The following is a 19,639-nucleotide window of genomic DNA, read 5'->3' as shown; positions in this document are numbered from 1 at the left end:
ACCCAGCGCGCCGCCGCGGACGGCGCCGGTGGTGTGCGACCGGAACGACAGTGGGGCCGGAGATGCCTCCGACCCCACCGCGTTGACTACTTGACGGAACCGCCCGCAGCGACGATCTTCTGCTCGGCGGAACCCGAGACCTTGTCGACCGACACAGTGAGCTTGACCGCGATGTCTCCGGTGCCGAGCACCTTGACCTTCTCGTTCTTGCGGACGGCACCCTTGGCGACGAGGTCGCCCACGGTGACGTCTCCGCCGGCGGGGTAGAGCTCGGAGAGCTTGTCCAGGTTCACGACCTGGTACTCCACACGGAACGGGTTCTTGAAGCCACGGAGCTTCGGGGTGCGCATGTGCAGCGGCATCTGCCCACCCTCGAAGCCGGCCTTGACCTGGTAGCGGGCCTTCTGGCCCTTGGTGCCACGACCGGCCGTCTTGCCCTTCGAGCCCTCACCGCGACCCACGCGGGTCTTGGCGGTGTTGGACCCGGGGACGGGACGCAGGTGGTGCACCTTCAGGACGCCCGGACGCGTTGCCGGGACATCCTTCTTGGGCGCCGCCTTCTTGGCGGGAGCCTTGGCGGCAGCCGTCTTGGCCGGAGCCTTGTCGGCGGCAGCCGTCTTCTTGGCAGCCGGCTTCTTGGCAGTCGTGCTCTTCTTCTCGACGACCTCTTCGGTCGCCTTCTCGGCCTTCTCAGCCATCAGTCGATCTCCTCAACCTTCACGAGGTGCGCGACGGTCTTGACGTAGCCGCGCGTCTGCGCGTCATCCGGACGGACGACCGAGTCGCCGATCCGCTTCAGACCGAGCGAACGCAGCGTGTCACGCTGGTTCTGCTTCTCGCTCACCTTGGACTTGACCTGGGTCACCTTGAGACGCGCGGCCATCAGGCACCAACCTTCGCTGCACGGGCGGCCTCGGCCGCGTCGGCCTCCGCACGCACGAGACGCGCGGGCGCCACCTGGTCGAACGGCAGGCCACGGCGAGCCGCGACCGAGCGGGGCTCTTCGAGCTGCTTCAGCGCTGCGACGGTCGCGTGCACGATGTTGATCGTGTTCGACGAGCCGAGCGACTTCGACAGGACATCGTGGATGCCGGCGCACTCGAGGACCGCACGGACGGGTCCACCCGCGATGACACCGGTACCGCCGGCGGCGGGACGAAGCAGGACGACGCCTGCAGCGGCCTCACCCTGCACGGGGTGCGGGATCGTCGAGCCGACACGGGGCACGCGGAAGAAGTTGCGCTTGGCCTCTTCGACACCCTTCGAGATGGCGAGGGGGACCTCGCGCGCCTTGCCGTAGCCGACGCCGACGACGCCGTTGCCGTCGCCCACGACGACGAGCGCCGTGAAGCTGAAGCGACGGCCGCCCTTGACGACCTTCGAGACGCGATTGATCGTGACGACGCGCTCCAGGAACTGGCTCTTGTCGGCATCGCGCGAACCGCGGTCACGCTGGTTCTGGTTGCGCTCGCGCCCACCGCGGCGGGGCTCGCGCTCGCGCTCGGTCTGCGCCGTCTCGGGCGCAGCTGCCTGCGCCGCCTCGGGCGCAGAAGCCTGCGTCGCGTCGGTCACTTCGTTCTCCTTGTTGTCACTCACAGGTTCAGACCTCCCTCGCGGGCGCCGTCGGCGATCGCCGCGACACGACCCGCGTAGCGGTTGCCACCACGGTCGAACACGGCATCCGAGACACCGGCGGCCTTCGCGCGCTCGGCGACGAGCTCGCCGACCTTGCGCGCCTTGGCGGTCTTGTCGCCGTCGAACCCGCGGAGGTCCGTCTCGAGCGTCGACGCCGAGGCCACGGTGTGACCCTGGCTGTCGTCGACGAGCTGGACGAACACGTGGCGGGCGGAGCGCGTCACCACGAGGCGCGGACGCTCGGCGGTGCCGACGATCTTCTTGCGAAGACGGGCGTGACGACGCGAACGTGCGTCAGTCTTTGACTTCACGGCCATGCTTACTTACCACTCTTTCCGGCCTTGCGACGAACGACCTCGCCGGCGTACCGCACACCCTTGCCCTTGTAGGGCTCGGGCTTGCGGATCTTGCGGATGTTCGCGGCCGCCTCGCCGACGGCCTGCTTGTCGATGCCGCTCACGGTGAGCTTGTTGTTGCCCTCGACCGTGAAGGTGATCCCTGCGGGCGGCTCGACGAGCACGGGGTGCGAGAAGCCGAGGGCGAACTCGACCGAGTCACCCTTCTGCGCCACGCGGTAACCCGTACCGACGACCTCGAGGCCCTTGGTGTAGCCCTGGGTGACACCGATGATGTTGTTGTTGATGAGCGTGCGGGTCAGGCCGTGCAGCGAGCGCGATTCGCGCTCGTCGTCGGGGCGCGTGACGAGCACCTGAGCCTCTTCGAGGGTGACCTCGATGGGGCGCGAGACGGCGAGCGCGAGCTCGCCCTTGGGTCCCTTGACCACGACATCCTGGCCGTCGACCGTGATGGTCACTCCGGCGGGGATGTCGATCGGCAGACGTCCGATTCGTGACATGTCAGATCACCACACGTAGGCGAGGACTTCTCCGCCCACGCCCTTCTGCTCGGCCTGCCGGTCGGTCAGAAGACCGGAGGAGGTGGACAGGATCGCGACGCCGAGGCCACCGAGGACGGTGGGGATCTCGGTCGACTTCGAGTAGACGCGGAGGCCGGGCTTCGACACGCGCTTGATGCCGGCGATCGACCGCTCGCGGTTCGGGCCGTACTTCAGCGTGAGCGTGAGGGTCTCCCCGACGCGGGCGTCGGAGACGGCCCACTCGGCGATGTAGCCCTCCTGCTTGAGGATCTGGGCGATGTGCGTCTTGAGCTTGGAGCTCGGCATCGACACGGAGTCGTGGTGCGCCGAGTTCGCGTTGCGCAGCCGGGTCAGCATATCTGCGACCGGGTCTGTCATTGTCATGTGTTGGTTCCTTCGTTCATGAGGTTTCGGCTGCCGTTACAGGGCAGACGACCTTCGATGATGACCCCGGCGGAACCGGGGACGTCGTGGGTCAGGACTTCTCGGCCTCGGCCTGGAACGGGAAGCCGAGTGCGCGCAGCAGGGCGCGGCCTTCGGCATCCGTCTTGGCCGTGGTGACGACGGTGATGTCGAATCCGCGGACGCGGTCGATCTTGTCCTGGTTGATCTCGTGGAACACGGACTGCTCCTGGAGACCGAACGTGTAGTTGCCGTTGCCGTCGAACTGCTTCGGCGACAGGCCGCGGAAGTCGCGGATGCGGGGCAGCGCGAGGTTCACGAGGCGATCGACGAACTCCCAGGCACGGTCGCCGCGCAGCGTGACGTGCGCGCCGATGGGCTGGCCCTCACGGAGCTTGAACTGCGCGATCGACTTGCGGGCCTTCGTGACGATGGGCTTCTGGCCCGTGATCTTGGTGAGGTCGTCGACCGCACCATCGATCACCTTGCTGTCGCGAGCGGCCTCGCCGACGCCGGTGTTGACGACGACCTTGACCAGGCGCGGGATCTGCATGACGTTGCCGTAGGAGAACTCCTCCTGCATCGCCTTCTTGATCTCGTCGTTGTACTTCTGCTTCAGGCGGGGCTGGATCTTGCCAGCCACCGCGGCAGTGTCGGTGCTCATCAGAGGTCCTTGCCTGACTTCTTCGCGTAGCGCACGCGGACCGTGCGCTTCACGCCGTCCTTCGTCTGCTCCTCGACCCGGTGTCCGACGCGGGTCGGCTTCTTGGTCGAGGGGTCGACGAGTGCGACGTTGGAGATGTGGATCGGGGCTTCCATCGTCTCGATGCCGCCCGTCTTGGTGCCGCGCTGCGACTGGCCGACGCGGTTGTGCTTCGTGACGTAGTTCACGCCTTCGACGATGACGCGGTTGCGCTCGGCGAGGACCTCGAGGACCTTGCCCTGCTTGCCGCGGTCTCCGCCACGCTCGGGCTTCGCGCCCGTGATGACCTGAACGAGGTCACCCTTCTTGATTTTCGCCATGATCAAATGACCTCCGGGGCGAGCGAGACGATCTTCATGAACTTCTTGTCACGAAGCTCACGACCGACGGGTCCGAAGATGCGGGTGCCGCGGGGCTCCCCGTCGTTCTTCAGGATCACGGCGGCGTTCTCGTCGAACTTGATGTAAGAGCCGTCGGGACGGCGGGTCTGCTTCACGACACGGACGACGACAGCCTTGACCACGTCGCCCTTCTTGACGTTGCCGCCGGGGATCGCGTCCTTGACCGTTGCGACGATGACGTCACCGAGACCGGCGTAGCGGCGGTTCGACCCACCGAGCACACGGATGGTGAGCAGCTCCTTCGCGCCGGTGTTGTCGGCGACCTTCAGGCGGGATTCGTTCTGAATCACTTGTTACTCCCTGGGTTCCAAGAAGGCCGAGGCCTTACTTGGCCTTCTCGAGGATCTCGACCAGGCGCCAGCGCTTGGTGGCGCTCAGCGGACGGGTCTCGTTGATGAGGACGAGGTCGCCGATGCCGGCAGTGTTGCCCTCGTCGTGCGCCTTGACCTTGGACGTGCGACGGATGACCTTGCCGTAGAGGGGGTGCTTCACGCGGTCCTCGACCTCGACGACGATCGTCTTGTCCATCTTGTCGCTGACGACGTAGCCGCGACGCGACTTGCGGTAGCCGCGCGCGTCGGCGTCGCGCACATCGTGCGCCGACGACTCGTGGCCGGCGGCCTGGGTGGGCTCGACCGTCTCGACGACCGCCGCGGCCTTCTTGGCCGGGGCCTTCTTCGCAGCAGGCTTCTTCTCAGTGGTCTCAGCCATCACTCGGCCTCTTCCTTCACGGCCTCGTCAGCGGCATCCGCCTTCTTGGCCTTCGTCTTCTTCGCCTTCGTCGCGACCTCAACGGGAGCGGGCGTGGCACGGATGCCGAGCTCGCGCTCACGGATCACGGTGTACAGCCGCGCGATGTCGCGCTTCACGGCGCGGATGCGTCCGTGGCTGTCGAGCTGGCCGGTGGCCGACTGGAAGCGCAGGTTGAACAGCTCTTCCTTGGCCTTGCGCAGCTCCTCGACGAGGCGCTGGTCTTCGAACGTGTCGAGCTCGCTCGGGGCGAGCGTCTTGGTGCCGAGCGCCATTATGCGTCGCCCTCCTCGCGCTTGATGATGCGTGCCTTCAGGGGCAGCTTGTGGATTGCACGGGTCAGTGCCTCACGAGCGAGCTGCTCGTCGACACCCGCGACCTCGAAGAGGACGCGACCCGGCTTGACGTTGGCGACCCACCACTCGGGCGAACCCTTACCGGAACCCATGCGGGTCTCGGCAGGCTTCTTGGTCAGCGGGCGATCGGGGTAGATGTTGATCCACACCTTTCCACCGCGCTTGATGTGACGGGTCATCGCGATACGAGCGGACTCGATCTGGCGGTTGGTGACATACGCCGGCGTGAGCGCCTGGATGCCGAACTCGCCGAACGAGACCTTCGTGCCACCGGTGGCCTGGCCGGAACGGCCGGGGTGGTGCTGCTTACGGTGCTTGACCTTGCGGGGGATGAGCATTACGCCGACGCTCCTTCTGCCACGGGGGCATCGTTGCGGGGGCCACGACGACGGTCGCCGCCACGGTCATCGCGACCACGGGGTGCCTTCGGTGCGTTGGCCTGCTCGCGAGCGAGCTCCTTGTTGGTGAGGTCGCCCTTGTAGATCCAGACCTTCACGCCGATGCGGCCGAAGGTGGTCTTGGCCTCGTAGAAGCCGTAGTCGATGTTCGCGCGCAGCGTGTGCAGCGGCACACGACCCTCGCGGTAGAACTCCGAACGGCTCATCTCGGCGCCGCCGAGGCGGCCGGAGACCTGGATGCGGACGCCCTTGGCGCCGGCGCGCTGAGCGCCCTGCAGACCCTTGCGCATCGCGCGACGGAACGCCACACGAGCAGAGAGCTGCTCGGCGATGCCCTGCGCGACGAGCTGAGCGTCGGCCTCGGGGTTCTTGACCTCGAGGATGTTGAGCTGGATCTGCTTGCCGGTGAGCTTCTCGAGGTCGGCGCGGATGCGCTCGGCCTCGGCGCCGCGGCGGCCGATCACGATGCCCGGACGGGCGGTGTGGATGTCGACGCGGACGCGGTCACGCGTGCGCTCGATCTCGATGTTGCTCACACCGGCACGGTCGAGCTGCTTCTGGAGCAGCTTCCGGATCTTGATGTCCTCGGCGACGTAGTCGGCGTAGCGCTGGCCCGGCTTCGTCGAATCCGAGAACCACCGCGACACGTGGTCCGTGGTGATGCCGAGGCGGAAGCCGTAGGGGTTTACCTTCTGTCCCATTACTTGCTCGCCTTCTTGGTCTTGGGTGCCGGTGCCGCGTCAGCGACCTCGGGCGTCGAGAGCACGACCGTGATGTGGCTCGTGCGCTTCTTGATCTGGAACGCGCGGCCCTGTGCGCGGGGGCGGAAACGCTTGAGCGTCGTGCCCTCGTCGACATAGGCGTTCGCCACGTACAGGTCCTGCTCGTCGAGGTACTCGCCGTCCTTGTCGGCCTTCACCCGTGCGTTGGCCATGGCCGACGCGACGAGCTTGTAGATCGGCTCGCTGGCGCTCTGCGGCGCGAACTTCAGGATCGCGAGGGCCTCTTCGGCCTGCTTCCCCTTGATGAGCGCGACGACACGACGAGCCTTCTGAGGGGTCACGCGGATGTGTCGCACGCGTGCGATGGACTCCACCATTTCTCTCTCCTCTTGCGCCCCCGCGTCAGCGGCGGCGGCCCTTCTTGTCGTCCTTCACGTGGCCGCGGAAGGTGCGGGTGGGCGCGAATTCGCCCAGTTTGTGACCGACCATGGTCTCGCTCACGAACACGGGGATGTGCTTGCGACCGTCGTGTACCGCGATGGTGTGTCCCAGCATGGCCGGGATGATCATCGAGCGACGTGACCAGGTCTTGATGACGTTCTTGGTACCGGCTTCGTTCTGGACGACGACCTTGCGAAGCAGGTGCTCGTCGACGAAGGGGCCCTTCTTAAGGCTGCGAGGCATCTTCCTCTACTCCTACTTGCGCTTCTTGCCGGCGTTGCGACGGCGGACGATGTACTTGTCGCTCTCCTTGTTGGCGTGGCGGGTGCGACCCTCAGCCTGGCCCCAAGGGGTGACGGGGTGACGGCCACCGGAGGTCTTGCCCTCACCACCACCGTGCGGGTGGTCGACCGGGTTCATCGCGACACCGCGGACGGTCGGGCGGATGCCCTTCCAGCGGTTGCGGCCGGCCTTGCCCCAGTTGATGTTCGACTGCTCGGCGTTGCCGACCTCGCCGATCGTCGCGCGGCAGCGTGCGTCCACGTTGCGGATCTCGCCCGAGGGGAGACGCAGCTGGGCGTAGGGGCCGTCCTTGGCGACGAGTCGCACCGAGACGCCCGCCGAACGTGCCAGCTTCGCGCCGCCGCCGGGGCGGAGCTCGATCGCGTGGATCACGGTACCGGTGGGGATGTTCTTCAGCGGGAGGTTGTTGCCCGGCTTGATGTCAGCCGATGCACCCGACTCCACGACATCGCCCTGCGACAGCTTGTTCGGCGCGATGATGTAGCGCTTCTCGCCGTCCGCGTAGTGCAGGAGCGCGATGCGCGCGGTGCGGTTGGGGTCGTACTCGATGTGGGCGACCTTGGCGTCGATGCCGTCCTTGTCATTGCGACGGAAGTCGATGACGCGGTACTGACGCTTGTGGCCACCGCCGATGTGACGCGTGGTGATGCGACCCTGGTTGTTGCGGCCACCGGTCTTGGACAGCGGGCGAAGGAGCGACTTCTCGGGCGTCGATCGGGTGATCTCGGCGAAGTCGGACACCGACGAACCGCGGCGACCCGGGGTCGTGGGCTTGTACTTGCGAATTGCCATTGTTCTCTAGTCCTCTGTTCCGACCGTCAGCCGACTGCCGTGAAGATGTCGATCGTGCCCGACTTGAGCGAGACGATGGCGCGCTTGGTGTCCTTGCGCTTGCCTGCGCCGAAGCGGGTGCGGCGGGACTTGCCGACGCGGTTGATCGTGTTGACCGATGCGACCTTTACGCCGAAGATCTTCTCGATGGCGAGCTTGATCTCGGTCTTGGTCGCGCGGGGGTCCACGAGGAACGTGTACTTGCCCTCGTCGATGAGCCCGTAGCTCTTCTCGGAGACGACCGGCTTCAGGATGATGTCGCGCGGGTCCTTGTTGACGATGGGGGCGGTCATGCCGAGACCTCCGAAGTTTCGCCGGCCTTCGATGCGACGAACGCTTCGTAGGCGGCCTGGGTGAAGACGATGTCGTCCGAGACGAGCACGTCGTAGGCGTTGAGCTGGTCGAACGTCAGGACGTGCACGTACGCGAGGTTGCGCACGCTCTTGGTCGTGACGTCGTCACCGCGCTCGATGACGACCAGGACGTTCTTGATCGCTCCGAGATCGGTCAGCACGGTGTTCGCGGCCTTCGTCGAGGGCGCGCCCTCGATGGCGAAGGACTCGATGACGTGCAGACGCGAGCCGCGTGCGCGGTCGCTCAGCGCGCCGAGCAGAGCAGCGGCGACCATCTTCTTGGGCGTGCGCTGCGAGTAGTCGCGGGGCTTCGGGCCGTGCACGATGCCACCGCCGGTCATGTGCGGCGCGCGGATCGAGCCCTGACGGGCGTTACCCGTGCCCTTCTGCTTGAAGGGCTTGCGGCCGGCGCCCGAGACCTCACCGCGACGCTTGGTCGAGTGGGTTCCCTGGCGGGCCGCCGCGAGCTGCGCGACGACGACCTGGTGGATCAGCGGGATGTTCGTCTTGACGTCGAAGAGCGACGCCGGGAGCTGGACCGAGCCAGCCGCCGTGCCGTCGGCCTTGCGGACGTCGAGCGCGAGAGTCGAGTCAGCCATGAGTTCAGGCACCCTTCACTGCGTTGCGGACGTAGACGATGCGGCCACGAGCACCGGGGACGGCGCCCTTGACGAGCAGCAGACCCTTCTCGGCGTCGACGGCGTGCACCTTGAGGTTGAGGACGGTGACGCGCTCGCCACCCATCCGGCCGGCCATCTTCATACCCTTGAAGACGCGGCTGGGGGTCGACGAGGCGCCGATCGAGCCGGGCTTGCGGTGGTTGCGGTGCGCACCGTGCGATGCGCCCATTCCCTTGAAGTTGTGACGCTTCATGACACCGGCGGTGCCCTTGCCCTTGCTCGTGCCGACGACGTCGACGAGCTGGCCGGATTCGAACGTGCCGTCGACCGTGAGCTCCTGACCGAGCGAGTACTCGGCGGCGTCAGCGGTGCGGATCTCGGTGAGGTGACGGCGCGGCGTGACGCCGGCGGCCTCGAAGTGAGCCGTGAGGGGCTTGTTCACCTTGCGCGGGTCGATCTGGCCGTACGCGATCTGGACGGCCTTGTAGCCATCCTTCTCGGGCGTGCGGACCTGGGTGACCACGTTGGGGGCGATCTCGATGACGGTGACGGGAACGAGCTTGCCGTTCTCGTCCCAGACCTGGGTCATGCCGAGCTTCGTGCCCAGCAGTCCCTTGGAAACCTTGGAGTTGATATCAGGCATGTCGACCTCAGAGCTTGATCTCGATGTTGACGTCGGCCGGGAGGTCGAGACGCATCAGCGAGTCGACGGCCTTGGGCGTCGGGTCGATGATGTCGATGAGGCGCTTGTGGGTGCGCATCTCGAAGTGCTCGCGGCTGTCCTTGTACTTGTGGGGCGACCGGATGACGCACACGACGTTCTTCTCGGTCGGAAGGGGCACGGGGCCCACGACGGTCGCGCCTGCACGGGTCACGGTGTCGACGATCTTGCGGGCCGACGAATCGAGGCCGGCGTGATCGTACGACTTCAGGCGAATGCGGATCTTCTGTCCCGCCATTGTCTGCTCTCTCTCATTCCGCGTCATACCTCTGTGGGCATCGGACGCACGGTGGCGCTTCGCGTTCGCGACGCACCAGGGCACTCCCGCCGGCTCTCACCGGCGATGCTGCACCGCTGTTCTGCTGTCAATCCGGCTGCCGGAGCATCCGGTATCCGGCTCCCCCGCACGCACGCGCACGGCCTGGTCTCCCAGGTGAGGAATCGGATGTCTTGTTCTGCTGCCCGCGGCCTAGGACTCTGCGCGTCACGCGCCGCCTATGCACTGCCCTGGCAGTGATCCATGCGCGCCGGAGGCACGCAGGAATGTGGAACCTGTCTAGTCTACGTGCAGCCCGGGCGTGTCGCAAACTCGGGCGTGTCGGACGGCGTGGCGCATGCCCGCCCTCGGGCGGCGAGGGTGGGTCTTGGGGGTGACCCGCCCTCGCCGCTTGCACAGGGGCGGCCGAAGCGGATGCCGTCGACGAGCATCCTGCCGCAGCCATGACACACCCTGTGTCATCACCCGGGCGCCGCGCGGCGGCGTCCTCCCGGAATCCCCAGTCCGCTTCCGCGCGCAGTGCCCCAGGCGTGCGCGGAAACGTCTCCTCTCCGCAGAAGGTATCCGCTCGCGTGCCGGACGGTCAATCTCACGGGCGATATATCGGCGCGTCGCGTCGCTCGCGGACGGCGAAGGGCCCGCATCCCCGATGAGGGGATGCGGGCCCGACCAGCCGGGGTCCTACTTGACGGAGCCGGCGGTGAGTCCTCGCACGAAGAACCGCTGCAGCGCGAAGAAGATCACCAGCGGCACGACGAGGGTGATGAACGACCCCGCCGCGACGCGCTGCCAGCCCTGGCCGTACTGACCGAGCAGCGTGTACAGCCCCTGCGTCATCACGGCGTTCGGACCGGACTGGATGAAGATGTACGCCACGAGGAAGTCGTTCCACACCCAGAGGAACTGGAAGATCGCGAACGACGCCAGTGCGGGCACCGACATCGGCACGATGAGCCGCCAGAAGATCTGGAAGTGGCTCGCGCCGTCGACGCGTGCCGCCTCGATCAGCGCGTTCGGCAGCGTCTGCATGTAGTTGCGCAGGATGTAGATCGCCAGCGGGAGCGCGAACGTGGAGTGCACGATCCAGGCCGCCGGGTACTGCCCGATGATCTGGATGCCGGTGGTGTTGCCGATCCACACGAACAGCTGCAGGACCGGGATGATGGCGAGCTGCACCGGCACGACCATGAGCCCCAGGACGATGGCGAAGTAGAACTCCTTGCCCCGGAACTGGAAGAACGTGAAGGCGTAGGCCGCCATCGCGGCGATCATGACGGGCAGGATCGTCGCCGGGATGGTGACGGCCATCGAGTTCCAGAACGTCGTGCCGACGTCGAGCGCCGTCCAGGCCTGACCGAAGGCGTCGAACGTCCATCCGGCGTTGAACGGGTCGGTGAACACCGTCCACCATCCGCTGGAGTCGACGGCCGACTTCGTCCGCAGGCTCGTGATGAGCAGCCCGAGGAGCGGGAACAGCCACGCGACCGCGATCACGCCCATGATGATCGTGACGAGGATGCGGGGCCGGGGCTTGTCTGCGGCGACCGCCCGCCGCTTCTTCTTTCCGTTCATCGTCACGATCTCGCGCGTGCCTTGATCGTCGATGACGGGGGTGGGAACGACGCTCATCGGAGTTCCTCCTGGGACTTGTAGCTGCGGACCTGGTAGACGATCAGCGGGACGACCGCGATCATGAGGACGATCACGACCGCCGCGGCCTTGCCGGGGTTCTGGAAGCTGAACAGCTGCGCGTAGAACTCCACCGCGAGCACGCTCGTGTCGTATTGGCCGCCTGTCATGGCGTAGATGATGTCGAACACCTTCATGACGAAGATCACGATCGTGACGAACACCGCGATGATCGTGCCCCGGATCTGCGGGACGACGACGTTGAAGAAGAGCCGCCGCTCGGATGCGCCGTCCAGGCGACCCGCCTCGATGGTCTCCTCCGGCACGCCCTTGATGGCCGCCGACAGCAGGACCATCGCGAAGCCGACCTGCAGCCAGATCGCGATGACCATGATGAGGAAGCTGTTGAGCCGGCCCGCGTTCATCGTGATCCACGGCACGGGGTCTCCGCCGAATGCGCTCCAGATGGCGTTGAGCAGATAGATCTGCGGCTGGCCCTCGGGTGCGTAGAAGTAGATGAACCGCCAGGTCACGGCCGCCGCGACGCCAGAGATGGCCATGGGCAGGAAGATCATGGCCTTGAACGCGGTCTCGCGACGCTTGCCGAGCTTGTCGGTCAGCACCGCCACCATGAGACCGATGAGCACGGAGCCGGCCGGGACGACCAGGACCCACAGCACGTTGTTCAGCAGGACGCCGAGGAAGCCGGCGTCGGTGAACAGCGAGATGTAGTTGTCGAAGCCGACGAAGGTCGAGCCCTCACCGCGCCGCTGACTCGCCTGCATGAAGCTGTCGATGAGCGTGCGGATCGCGGGATAGAGCAGGAAGATCGAGACGAGGATGATGACCGGGAAGAGGAAGACGTACGGCAGGAGCCGCGCCTTCCACCGGTCGTTCGTTCGCTCGACGACCCAGTTGAGTGCCCAGAAGATCGCGAACGAGACCGCGAGTCCGATGAGCACGGAGACGACTGCACTGAGAATTGCCATCTGTACCGCCTGACGTCGTTGTGAGGTTGGTGAGGGTGTGGGGCGGCGCCGGGCCTCAGCCCGGCGCCGCCCTGTTCACGCGGAATCGATCAATCGGTCGGGAACGCGGCGTCGATGGCCTGGAACGCGCTCTCCATCGTCGTCTGCCCGGCGAACCAGCTCGTGAGCTGCGTCCACTCCTCACCGGAGCCGATCTCGCCCGGCATCTGGTCGGAGGCGTCGAAGCCGAACAGCGTGGCGTCCTTCAGCAGCTCCTGCGACTTCTTCTGGAACTCCGTCGTGTACAGCGACGCGTCGAAGTCGTTGTGCGGCGACAGGAAGATCGCCTGGCTGGCGTACCCGTTCGAACCGAAGTCCTTACCGGTGATGTACTCCACGACCGCCTTGGTCGACTCGTTGTTCGTGAACGCGCCGACCAGGTCGCCGCCGCCGAGCATCGCGTTCTCCGTGCCCTCCGGCGAGGGGAGCTGGAAGAAGTCGATGTTCGAGAGGTCGCCCGCCGCGATCTGCGCCTTGATGTCGTCGGGGAAGAAGTCCGCGATGAACGAACCCTGACGCATCATGAAGCACTGTCCGTTGTCCTTGCCCTCGACGAAGAGCTGGTTGCCCGCCGTCTGGAAGGAGGTCGTGGCGATGGCAGGGCCGCCGCCGTTGACCTGGCCGTCGGCGAGGAGCTCGGTGGCCACCTTGTCGCCGGCCTTGTTCACGATCTCGCTGTCGAACTTGACGTCGCCGGTGATCCACTCGTTGTAGGTGTCGAGCCCGCCGTAGCGCAGCACGTACTCCTCGAGCCAGTCGGTCGCGCCCCATCCGGTCGCGCCGCCCGATTCGATGCCCGCGCACCACGGGTAGCCCAGGCCGTCGGCCTTGATCTTCTCGCTCAGCGCGGTCATCTCGGCATCCGTCGTCGGGATCTCGAGGCCGGCCTTGGCGAATGCGGCCGGGTTGTACCAGACCAGCGACTTGACGTTGATCGAGTACGGCAGGCCGAACGTCTTCCCGTCGACCTGTGCGATCGTGCCCAGGCCGTTCGCCTCGTCGGCGATGATGCCCTCGACGTCGATGCCGAGGTCCTCGAGCGGGAAGAGCGTGTTCGTCTGGCTCTTGAGCACGCCGGGCTGGGGGTAGATGGCGATGTCGGGCGGGTTGCCCGCCGTCGCGCGGGCGACCACGGCGGTCTGGAAGTCGGTGTTGCCGTCGTACTTGACGGTGATCCCGCTCTCCTTCGACCATTCGTCGAGATCGGCCTGGAAGGCGGCGGCCTGGGCGTCGGTGAACGCGCCCATGATCGAGACGGTCTCGGCGGAGCCGCCACCCGACTCGCCCCCGCCACCTCCGCCGGAGCAGCCGGCGAGAACCACAGCGGTTGCGGCGATGACGCCCAGACCGATGATGCGGTGTCGAAGCATCTTTACCTCGTCCTTTCGTTGGGGCTACGGCGCCCAAAACGTTTTCGTGACCCTCACGCTATCCAGTGGATCGCGCGGAGTAAATCGATTTGCATCACACTGCAATAACGATCGGACCCCCGTGCCGTGCCATGCAACGGACGATACGCCCGCCGTGCACCACGGGGATAGCCCCTTGCTCCGGTCGTTCGCCAGACGTTATGCGAGCGGCGCGACCGATCCTCGCTCGACGAGGCGTCCGGCGATGCGGCTCTCGACGTGCGCATCGGCCGCCCGCGCACCGTCGAGCATGGCGAGGGCCGTGTCGATGGCCCAGACGCCCATCTCGTAGTGCGGCAGCGCGATGGTCGTCAGGCCCGGCAGCAGCTCGGCTGCGACCGGCAGGAAGTCGTCGACGCCGATCACCGAGAGGTCGTCGGGGATGCCTATGCCTGCGCGGATCGCCGCCTGGTAGACCCCCATCGCCATCGGGTCGTTGAAGCAGAAGACCGCCGTGGGGGTCTCTCCCCCGGAGGCGGCGAGCTGCGCGAAGGCCTCGCGTCCGGCGGTGGCGTTGCCGATGCCGGGAGGCGCGACGACCACCGGCTCCAGACCGGCGTCGGTCATCGTGGCGATGTAGCCCTCGATGCGTCCGTCGACGGCGGGCCCGGGAGTCGCGACGGTCAGATGGGCGATGCGGGTGTGTCCGGCATCCAGCAGCGTCTGCGTCGCCAGCCGGGCGATCTGCTGCTCATCGGGCACCACCGAGGGGATCACGCCCGCGGTGTCGACGGTGTCGATGAGCACCGTCGGCACGCTGCGCAGCTGCGCGGGGGTGTCGGAGTCGCGGTGGAACATGCGCGCATAGATCACGGCGTCCACCTGCTGCGCCATGAGCGCGGAGATCTGCGCCGTCTCGATCGCGGAGTCGCTGTTGGAGTTCACGACGACGAGGAGCTGACCCCGGGCCGCCGCGGCATCCTGCGCCCCGAACACCACGCGTCCGGCGTACGGGGTCGTCGCGATGCTGTCCGACACGAAGCCGATGATGTGGGAGCGCTGACTGCGCAGTGCGCTCGCGATGCGGTTGGGCGCGTAGCCGAGCGACGCTGCGACCTCGCGCACGCGCTCCCGCGTCTTGACGGAGACGTGGCCCCGACCGTTCATCGCGTGGGACACCGTGGTGATGGAGACGCCCGCGGCTCGCGCGACGTCTTCGATGCCCACCGGCTTGGAGCCACTGGCGGCCCTGCCCATATCGCCCCTTCCGCGCCCCCGGAAAGATCATAAGGCAAAACGTTTGGCTAACTCAGGGGACCTGTGGACGGAGCCTCGGCGCAGGGCCGGATCCGAACGCGAGAACGCCCCCCGGCCGAAGCCGAGGGGCGTTCTCAGTGAGTCTCGAAGGACTTACTTGATGATCTTCGTGACCGTGCCGGCGCCGACGGTGCGGCCACCCTCACGGATCGCGTAGCCGAGGCCCTCTTCCATGGCGATCGGCTGGATCAGCGCGACCGTCATGTCGGTGGTGTCACCGGGCATGACCATCTCGGTGCCCTCGGGCAGCGTGATGACGCCGGTGACGTCCGTGGTGCGGAAGTAGAACTGCGGACGGTAGTTCGTGAAGAACGGGTTGTGACGGCCACCCTCCTCCTTGGAGAGGATGTACGCGGTGCCCTCGAAGTCGGTGTGCGGCGTGACCGAACCCGGCTTGACGACGACCTGACCACGCTCGACATCGTCGCGCTTGGTGCCACGGAGCAGGAGACCGCAGTTCTCGCCGGCCCATGCCTCGTCGAGCTGCTTGTGGAACATCTCGATGCCGGTGACGATCGTCTTCTGCGTCGGGCGCAGACCCACGATCTCGACCTCGGAGTTGATGTTCAGCGTGCCGCGCTCGGCGCGGCCCGTGACGACCGTTCCACGACCGGTGATCGTGAAGACGTCCTCGACGGGCATGAGGAACGGCTTGTCCTTGTCGCGCACGGGGTCCGGCACGGACGAGTCCACGGCCTCCATGAGCTCGAGGATCTTGGCGGTCCACTCGGCGTCGCCCTCGAGCGCCTTGAGGCCCGAGACGCGCACGACGGGCGCGTTGTCGCCGTCGAAGTCCTGCGACGACAGCAGCTCGCGGACCTCGAGCTCGACGAGCTCCAGGATCTCCTCGTCGTCGACCATGTCGGACTTGTTCAGCGCGACGAGCAGGTACGGAACGCCGACCTGCTTGGCGAGCAGAACGTGCTCACGCGTCTGAGCCATCGGGCCGTCGGTGGCGGCGACCACGAGGATCGCGCCGTCCATCTGGGCCGCGCCGGTGATCATGTTCTTGATGTAGTCGGCGTGACCGGGGGCGTCGACGTGCGCGTAGTGGCGCTTCGGCGTCTCGTACTCGACGTGCGAGATGTTGATCGTGATGCCGCGCTGGCGCTCCTCGGGAGCGGAGTCGATGGACGCGAAGTCGCGCTGCACGTTGGTGGCCGACGGGTACGTGTCGGCGAGCACCTTCGAGATCGCTGCGGTGAGCGTGGTCTTGCCGTGGTCGACGTGACCGATCGTTCCGATGTTCACGTGCGGCTTGGTCCGCTCGAACTTGGCCTTAGCCACTGGGTCCTCCTAGGACAGTCGTGTAGATGGTCCGGGCGCTGGATTGCGACCGGTTCTCTACGGGGATTGGTCTCCACTTTAGTGGAGAGAGGTACTGCGGTTTCTGTGAAGTTGTGGAGCCGGATGCTGCGACACCCTCAGAGGGCGTCGCAGCATCCGAAGGGCTTACTCGCCCTTGGTCTTCTGGACGATCTCGTCCGCGACGTTGCGCGGCACCTCGGCGTAGCTGTCGAACTCCATGGAGTAGACGGCACGGCCCGAGGTCTTCGAGCGCAGGTCGCCGATGTAGCCGAACATCTCGGACAGCGGGACGAGTGCCCGCACGACCTTGACGCCCTGGGCATCCTCCATCGACTGGATCTGGCCACGACGCGAGTTCAGGTCGCCGATGACGTCGCCCATGTACTCCTCGGGAGTACGCACCTCGACCGACATGATCGGCTCGAGGATGACGGGGTTCGCCTTGCGGACGGCCTCCTTGAAGCCCATGGAGCCCGCGATCTTGAACGCCATCTCGGAGGAGTCGACGTCGTGCGATGCGCCGTCCATGAGGATCGCCTTCACGCCCACCATGGGGTAGCCGGCGAGCACGCCGACGTTCATGGCGTCCTGGAAGCCCTGGTCGACGGGGGCGATGTACTCGCGCGGGATGCGGCCACCGGTGACCTTGTTCTCGAACTCGTACGTCTTGTCGGCCGTGACCTCGAGGGGCTCGAGCGCGAACTGGATCTTGGCGAACTGACCCGATCCACCGGTCTGCTTCTTGTGCGTGTAGTCGTGGCGGTCGACGGTCTTCTTGATCGTCTCGCGATACGCGACCTGGGGCTTGCCGACGTTGGCCTCGACCTTGAACTCCCGCTTCATGCGGTCGACCAGGATGTCGAGGTGCAGCTCGCCCATGCCCTTGATGACGGTCTGACCGGTGTCGGAGTTCTGCTCGACGCGGAACGTCGGGTCCTCCTCCGCGAGCTTCTGGATCGCGAGACCCAGCTTCTCCTGGTCGGCCTTCGTCTTGGGCTCGATCGCGACCTCGATGACCGGCTCGGGGAACGTCATCGACTCGAGCACGACCTGGTGCTGCGCGTCGGAGAGCGTGTCGCCCGTGGTGGTGTCCTTGAGGCCGATGACCGCGTAGATGTGCCCGGCGGTGACGGAGTCGACCGGGTTCTCCTTGTTCGCGTACATCTGGAAGATCTTCCCGATGCGCTCCTTCTTCGACTTGGTCGAGTTGACCACCTGGCTGCCCGAGTCGAGGTGACCCGAGTAGACGCGGATGTAGGTCAGACGACCGAAGAAGGGGTGCGTCACGATCTTGAACGCGAGGGCTGTGAAGGGCTCTTCGCGGTCGGCGTGGCGCTCGATGACGATCTCTTCGTTCTTCGGGTCGTGCGCCTCGATGGCGGGCACGTCCAGGGGCGAAGGGAGGTAGTCGATGACCGCGTCGAGCATCGGCTGGACGCCGCGGTTCTTGAATGCCGAACCGCAGAGCACGGGGTACAGCTCCGAGCTGACCGTGAGCTTGCGGATCGCGGCCTTGATCTCGGCGACCGTGAGGGGCTCTCCGCTGAAGTGCTTCTCGAGAAGCTCCTCGTCGGACTCGGCGACCGTCTCGAGGAGGATCTCGCGGTACTCCGCGGCCTTCTCGGCCATGTCGGCCGGGATCTCCTGGACGTCGTACTTGGCGCCCATGGTGACATCACCCTTGGCGTCTCCGGCCCAGACCAGCGCGCGCATCTCGACGAGGTCGATCACGCCGACGAAGTCGTTCTCGGCGCCGATGGGCAGCTGGATGACGAGCGGCTTCGCCTTGAGCTTGTTGACGATCGTGTCGACGGTGAAGTAGAAGTCGGCGCCGAGCTTGTCCATCTTGTTGACGAAGCAGATGCGCGGGACGTCGTACTTGTCGGCCTGACGCCAGACGGTCTCGGACTGGGGCTCGACGCCCTCCTTGCCGTCGAAGACGGCGACGGCGCCGTCGAGCACGCGGAGCGAGCGCTCGACCTCGACCGTGAAGTCGACGTGGCCGGGGGTGTCGATGATGTTGATCTGGTTCTTGTTCCAGAAGCACGTCACAGCAGCGGAGGTGATCGTAATGCCACGCTCCTGCTCCTGCTCCATCCAGTCGGTCGTCGATGCGCCGTCGTGCGTCTCGCCGATCTTGTGGTTGGTTCCCGTGTAGTACAGGATGCGCTCGGTCGTCGTCGTCTTGCCGGCATCGATGTGCGCCATGATGCCGATGTTGCGGACCTTGGTGAGGTCGGTGAGCACGTCTTGTGCCACGGGATGCTTCCTTACGTGTGGTTTCGAGTGTCGTGGGGCGCGGGCCCTTCGACAGGCTCGGGGATCGGACGGGGCGAGCCGCCGGCCCCCGAGCCTGTCGGGGGGTTTACCAGCGGTAGTGCGCGAAGGCGCGGTTCGACTCGGCCATCTTGTGGGTGTCTTCGCGGCGCTTGACCGCGGCACCCAGGCCGTTCGAGGCATCCAGGATCTCGTTCTGGAGGCGCTCGGTCATGGTCTTCTCACGACGGCCCTTGGCGTAGCTCACGAGCCAGCGGAGGGCGAGCGTGTTGGCGCGGTGAGGCTTGACCTCGACCGGCACCTGGTAGGTCGAGCCACCGACGCGGCGGGACTTGACCTCGAGGGTCGGGCGCACGTTGTCGAGCGCCTTCTTGAGCGTCGCGACGGCGTCCTGGCCGTTCTTTCCCTCGACGCCGCGGAGGGCGCCGTACACGATCGACTCGGCGAGCGACTTCTTGCCGTCGACGAGGATCTTGTTCACGAGCGACGTGACGATGGGTGCGCCGTATACCGGGTCGTTGACGACGGGGCGCTTGGGTGCGGGTCCTTTACGAGGCATGGTCCTCAGCCCTTCTTCGCGCCGTAGCGGCTGCGAGCCTGCTTGCGGTTCTTGACGGCCTGCGTGTCGAGCGCGCCGCGGACGATCTTGTAGCGGACACCCGGGAGGTCCTTCACACGACCACCGCGGACGAGCACGAGCGAGTGCTCCTGCAGGTTGTGTCCCTCACCGGGGATGTAGGCGGTGACCTCGGTGCCGTTGCGGAGCTTGACACGGGCGACCTTGCGCATCGCCGAGTTCGGCTTCTTGGGCGTGGTCGTGTAGACGCGGGTGCAGACCCCGGCCTGCTGCGGGTTCGACTTGAGCGCCGGCGCCTTGGTCTTGGTGACCTTGGGCGAGCGACCCTTGCGAACCAACTGCTGAATGGTTGGCACGTTCTCTC

Annotated in this window: 28 protein-coding genes; all 28 read right to left on the bottom strand. The window is 66.3% G+C overall.

The features are described 5' to 3' along the window. Positions 1–86 precede the first annotated feature (86 nt). On the bottom strand, positions 87–698 hold the full coding sequence (rplO, locus tag B0B14_RS13915) for a 50S ribosomal protein L15 (RefSeq protein WP_076682949.1): 612 nt from the start codon (positions 696–698) through the stop codon (positions 87–89). Beyond that, entirely contained in the window at positions 698–883 is a 186-nt protein-coding gene (gene rpmD / locus B0B14_RS13910) for a 50S ribosomal protein L30 (protein ID WP_023954062.1), read from the bottom strand. The genes rplO and rpmD overlap by 1 nt, the downstream gene beginning before the upstream one ends. Next, positions 883–1,596, bottom strand: a complete 714-nt coding sequence (rpsE, locus tag B0B14_RS13905) for a 30S ribosomal protein S5 (protein WP_076682947.1) — start codon at positions 1,594–1,596, stop codon at positions 883–885. Before rpsE ends, rpmD begins: the two co-directional genes overlap by 1 nt. Continuing rightward, complete coding sequence (gene rplR, locus B0B14_RS13900; protein WP_076682945.1) at positions 1,593–1,952, bottom strand: 50S ribosomal protein L18; 360 nt, start codon at positions 1,950–1,952, stop codon at positions 1,593–1,595. Before rplR ends, rpsE begins: the two co-directional genes overlap by 4 nt. 2 nt (positions 1,953–1,954) lie before the next feature. After that, positions 1,955–2,491, bottom strand: a complete 537-nt coding sequence (gene rplF, locus B0B14_RS13895) for a 50S ribosomal protein L6 (protein ID WP_076682943.1) — start codon at positions 2,489–2,491, stop codon at positions 1,955–1,957. A gap of 6 nt (positions 2,492–2,497) precedes the next feature. Further along, on the bottom strand, positions 2,498–2,896 hold the full coding sequence (rpsH, locus tag B0B14_RS13890) for a 30S ribosomal protein S8 (RefSeq protein WP_076682941.1): 399 nt from the start codon (positions 2,894–2,896) through the stop codon (positions 2,498–2,500). 91 nt (positions 2,897–2,987) lie between these two features. Next, a complete protein-coding gene (gene rplE, locus B0B14_RS13885; protein ID WP_076682939.1) occupies positions 2,988–3,578 on the bottom strand; it encodes a 50S ribosomal protein L5 in 591 nt (196 codons plus the stop codon). Then, the gene (gene rplX / locus B0B14_RS13880) at positions 3,578–3,937 is read right to left on the bottom strand and encodes a 50S ribosomal protein L24 (protein ID WP_076682937.1); all 360 of its coding nucleotides are present in this window, start codon (positions 3,935–3,937) and stop codon (positions 3,578–3,580) included. The genes rplE and rplX overlap by 1 nt, the downstream gene beginning before the upstream one ends. A gap of 2 nt (positions 3,938–3,939) precedes the next feature. Next, positions 3,940–4,308, bottom strand: coding sequence for a 50S ribosomal protein L14 (gene rplN / locus B0B14_RS13875; protein ID WP_013584005.1), 369 nt, complete (start codon positions 4,306–4,308; stop codon positions 3,940–3,942). A gap of 34 nt (positions 4,309–4,342) precedes the next feature. After that, complete coding sequence (rpsQ, locus tag B0B14_RS13870; RefSeq protein WP_256714396.1) at positions 4,343–4,729, bottom strand: 30S ribosomal protein S17; 387 nt, start codon at positions 4,727–4,729, stop codon at positions 4,343–4,345. Further along, positions 4,729–5,043: a 50S ribosomal protein L29 gene (rpmC, locus tag B0B14_RS13865; protein ID WP_076682935.1), complete on the bottom strand. Its 315-nt coding sequence runs from the start codon at positions 5,041–5,043 to the stop codon at positions 4,729–4,731. Before rpmC ends, rpsQ begins: the two co-directional genes overlap by 1 nt. Next, positions 5,043–5,462 carry a 50S ribosomal protein L16 gene (gene rplP / locus B0B14_RS13860; protein WP_076682933.1) on the bottom strand — a complete coding sequence of 140 codons (420 nt, stop codon included), beginning with the start codon at positions 5,460–5,462 and terminating at the stop codon, positions 5,043–5,045. Before rplP ends, rpmC begins: the two co-directional genes overlap by 1 nt. After that, the gene (gene rpsC / locus B0B14_RS13855; protein ID WP_076682931.1) at positions 5,462–6,223 is read right to left on the bottom strand and encodes a 30S ribosomal protein S3; all 762 of its coding nucleotides are present in this window, start codon (positions 6,221–6,223) and stop codon (positions 5,462–5,464) included. The genes rplP and rpsC overlap by 1 nt, the downstream gene beginning before the upstream one ends. Next, positions 6,223–6,621, bottom strand: coding sequence for a 50S ribosomal protein L22 (rplV, locus tag B0B14_RS13850; RefSeq protein WP_076682929.1), 399 nt, complete (start codon positions 6,619–6,621; stop codon positions 6,223–6,225). Before rplV ends, rpsC begins: the two co-directional genes overlap by 1 nt. Before the next feature lie 25 nt (positions 6,622–6,646). Then, complete coding sequence (rpsS, locus tag B0B14_RS13845) at positions 6,647–6,928, bottom strand: 30S ribosomal protein S19 (protein WP_045275479.1); 282 nt, start codon at positions 6,926–6,928, stop codon at positions 6,647–6,649. A 12-nt stretch (positions 6,929–6,940) separates the two neighbouring features. Then, positions 6,941–7,780, bottom strand: coding sequence for a 50S ribosomal protein L2 (rplB, locus tag B0B14_RS13840; RefSeq protein ID WP_076682927.1), 840 nt, complete (start codon positions 7,778–7,780; stop codon positions 6,941–6,943). Between the two features lie 26 nt (positions 7,781–7,806). After that, entirely contained in the window at positions 7,807–8,112 is a 306-nt protein-coding gene (rplW, locus tag B0B14_RS13835; RefSeq protein WP_076682925.1) for a 50S ribosomal protein L23, read from the bottom strand. Next, entirely contained in the window at positions 8,109–8,771 is a 663-nt protein-coding gene (gene rplD, locus B0B14_RS13830) for a 50S ribosomal protein L4 (RefSeq protein WP_076682923.1), read from the bottom strand. The genes rplW and rplD overlap by 4 nt, the downstream gene beginning before the upstream one ends. 4 nt (positions 8,772–8,775) lie before the next feature. Beyond that, a complete protein-coding gene (gene rplC / locus B0B14_RS13825; protein WP_076682921.1) occupies positions 8,776–9,435 on the bottom strand; it encodes a 50S ribosomal protein L3 in 660 nt (219 codons plus the stop codon). A 7-nt stretch (positions 9,436–9,442) separates the two neighbouring features. Beyond that, complete coding sequence (rpsJ, locus tag B0B14_RS13820; protein ID WP_013584016.1) at positions 9,443–9,751, bottom strand: 30S ribosomal protein S10; 309 nt, start codon at positions 9,749–9,751, stop codon at positions 9,443–9,445. Positions 9,752–10,471: 720 nt separating this feature from the next. Continuing rightward, positions 10,472–11,419 (bottom strand): carbohydrate ABC transporter permease, encoded by a 948-nt coding sequence (locus B0B14_RS13815; RefSeq protein ID WP_076682919.1) that lies wholly within the window; start codon positions 11,417–11,419, stop codon positions 10,472–10,474. Continuing rightward, entirely contained in the window at positions 11,416–12,408 is a 993-nt protein-coding gene (locus B0B14_RS13810; RefSeq protein WP_076682917.1) for a carbohydrate ABC transporter permease, read from the bottom strand. Before B0B14_RS13810 ends, B0B14_RS13815 begins: the two co-directional genes overlap by 4 nt. Positions 12,409–12,497: 89 nt before the next feature. After that, positions 12,498–13,817 (bottom strand): ABC transporter substrate-binding protein, encoded by a 1,320-nt coding sequence (locus B0B14_RS13805; protein ID WP_076682915.1) that lies wholly within the window; start codon positions 13,815–13,817, stop codon positions 12,498–12,500. Between the two features lie 198 nt (positions 13,818–14,015). Then, positions 14,016–15,053, bottom strand: coding sequence for a LacI family DNA-binding transcriptional regulator (locus B0B14_RS13800; protein WP_076682913.1), 1,038 nt, complete (start codon positions 15,051–15,053; stop codon positions 14,016–14,018). Between the two features lie 153 nt (positions 15,054–15,206). Further along, positions 15,207–16,400 carry an elongation factor Tu gene (gene tuf, locus B0B14_RS13795; protein WP_076682911.1) on the bottom strand — a complete coding sequence of 398 codons (1,194 nt, stop codon included), beginning with the start codon at positions 16,398–16,400 and terminating at the stop codon, positions 15,207–15,209. A gap of 165 nt (positions 16,401–16,565) precedes the next feature. Then, complete coding sequence (fusA, locus tag B0B14_RS13790) at positions 16,566–18,680, bottom strand: elongation factor G (protein WP_076682909.1); 2,115 nt, start codon at positions 18,678–18,680, stop codon at positions 16,566–16,568. A 106-nt stretch (positions 18,681–18,786) separates the two neighbouring features. After that, entirely contained in the window at positions 18,787–19,257 is a 471-nt protein-coding gene (gene rpsG / locus B0B14_RS13785) for a 30S ribosomal protein S7 (RefSeq protein ID WP_076682907.1), read from the bottom strand. A gap of 5 nt (positions 19,258–19,262) precedes the next feature. Continuing rightward, on the bottom strand, positions 19,263–19,631 hold the full coding sequence (rpsL, locus tag B0B14_RS13780) for a 30S ribosomal protein S12 (protein WP_017201609.1): 369 nt from the start codon (positions 19,629–19,631) through the stop codon (positions 19,263–19,265). Positions 19,632–19,639: the final 8 nt, after the last annotated feature.

This window comes from Microbacterium sp. RU33B, assembly GCF_900155915.1.
GTDB lineage: Bacteria > Actinomycetota > Actinomycetes > Actinomycetales > Microbacteriaceae > Microbacterium.
Note: the sequence above shows the minus strand (reverse complement) of the source record. Positions and strands in the feature narration are given on the sequence as shown.

Bases quoted from the DNA above. Each gene is read 5' to 3' on its own strand.
- B0B14_RS13815 (WP_076682919.1), bottom strand. From the start codon at position 11,419: ATGAGCGTCGTTCCCACCCCCGTCATCGACGATCAAGGCACGCGCGAG.
- rplP (WP_076682933.1), bottom strand. From the start codon at position 5,462: ATGCTCATCCCCCGCAAGGTCAAGCACCGTAAGCAGCACCACCCCGGC.
- rpsQ (WP_256714396.1), bottom strand. From the start codon at position 4,729: ATGGCTGAGACCACTGAGAAGAAGCCTGCTGCGAAGAAGGCCCCGGCC.
- B0B14_RS13805 (WP_076682915.1), bottom strand. From the start codon at position 13,817: ATGCTTCGACACCGCATCATCGGTCTGGGCGTCATCGCCGCAACCGCT.
- rplO (WP_076682949.1), bottom strand. From the start codon at position 698: ATGGCTGAGAAGGCCGAGAAGGCGACCGAAGAGGTCGTCGAGAAGAAG.
- B0B14_RS13810 (WP_076682917.1), bottom strand. From the start codon at position 12,408: ATGGCAATTCTCAGTGCAGTCGTCTCCGTGCTCATCGGACTCGCGGTC.
- rplD (WP_076682923.1), bottom strand. From the start codon at position 8,771: ATGGCTGACTCGACTCTCGCGCTCGACGTCCGCAAGGCCGACGGCACG.
- rplE (WP_076682939.1), bottom strand. From the start codon at position 3,578: ATGAGCACCGACACTGCCGCGGTGGCTGGCAAGATCCAGCCCCGCCTG.
- rpsC (WP_076682931.1), bottom strand. From the start codon at position 6,223: ATGGGACAGAAGGTAAACCCCTACGGCTTCCGCCTCGGCATCACCACG.
- rplR (WP_076682945.1), bottom strand. From the start codon at position 1,952: ATGGCCGTGAAGTCAAAGACTGACGCACGTTCGCGTCGTCACGCCCGT.
- rpsG (WP_076682907.1), bottom strand. From the start codon at position 19,257: ATGCCTCGTAAAGGACCCGCACCCAAGCGCCCCGTCGTCAACGACCCG.
- rpsH (WP_076682941.1), bottom strand. From the start codon at position 2,896: ATGACAATGACAGACCCGGTCGCAGATATGCTGACCCGGCTGCGCAAC.
- rplB (WP_076682927.1), bottom strand. From the start codon at position 7,780: ATGGCAATTCGCAAGTACAAGCCCACGACCCCGGGTCGCCGCGGTTCG.
- rplX (WP_076682937.1), bottom strand. From the start codon at position 3,937: ATGGCGAAAATCAAGAAGGGTGACCTCGTTCAGGTCATCACGGGCGCG.
- rplC (WP_076682921.1), bottom strand. From the start codon at position 9,435: ATGCCTGATATCAACTCCAAGGTTTCCAAGGGACTGCTGGGCACGAAG.
- B0B14_RS13800 (WP_076682913.1), bottom strand. From the start codon at position 15,053: ATGGGCAGGGCCGCCAGTGGCTCCAAGCCGGTGGGCATCGAAGACGTC.
- rplV (WP_076682929.1), bottom strand. From the start codon at position 6,621: ATGGTGGAGTCCATCGCACGCGTGCGACACATCCGCGTGACCCCTCAG.
- rpmC (WP_076682935.1), bottom strand. From the start codon at position 5,043: ATGGCGCTCGGCACCAAGACGCTCGCCCCGAGCGAGCTCGACACGTTC.
- rpsJ (WP_013584016.1), bottom strand. From the start codon at position 9,751: ATGGCGGGACAGAAGATCCGCATTCGCCTGAAGTCGTACGATCACGCC.
- rpsS (WP_045275479.1), bottom strand. From the start codon at position 6,928: ATGCCTCGCAGCCTTAAGAAGGGCCCCTTCGTCGACGAGCACCTGCTT.
- rpmD (WP_023954062.1), bottom strand. From the start codon at position 883: ATGGCCGCGCGTCTCAAGGTGACCCAGGTCAAGTCCAAGGTGAGCGAG.
- rplW (WP_076682925.1), bottom strand. From the start codon at position 8,112: ATGACCGCCCCCATCGTCAACAAGGACCCGCGCGACATCATCCTGAAG.
- rplF (WP_076682943.1), bottom strand. From the start codon at position 2,491: ATGTCACGAATCGGACGTCTGCCGATCGACATCCCCGCCGGAGTGACC.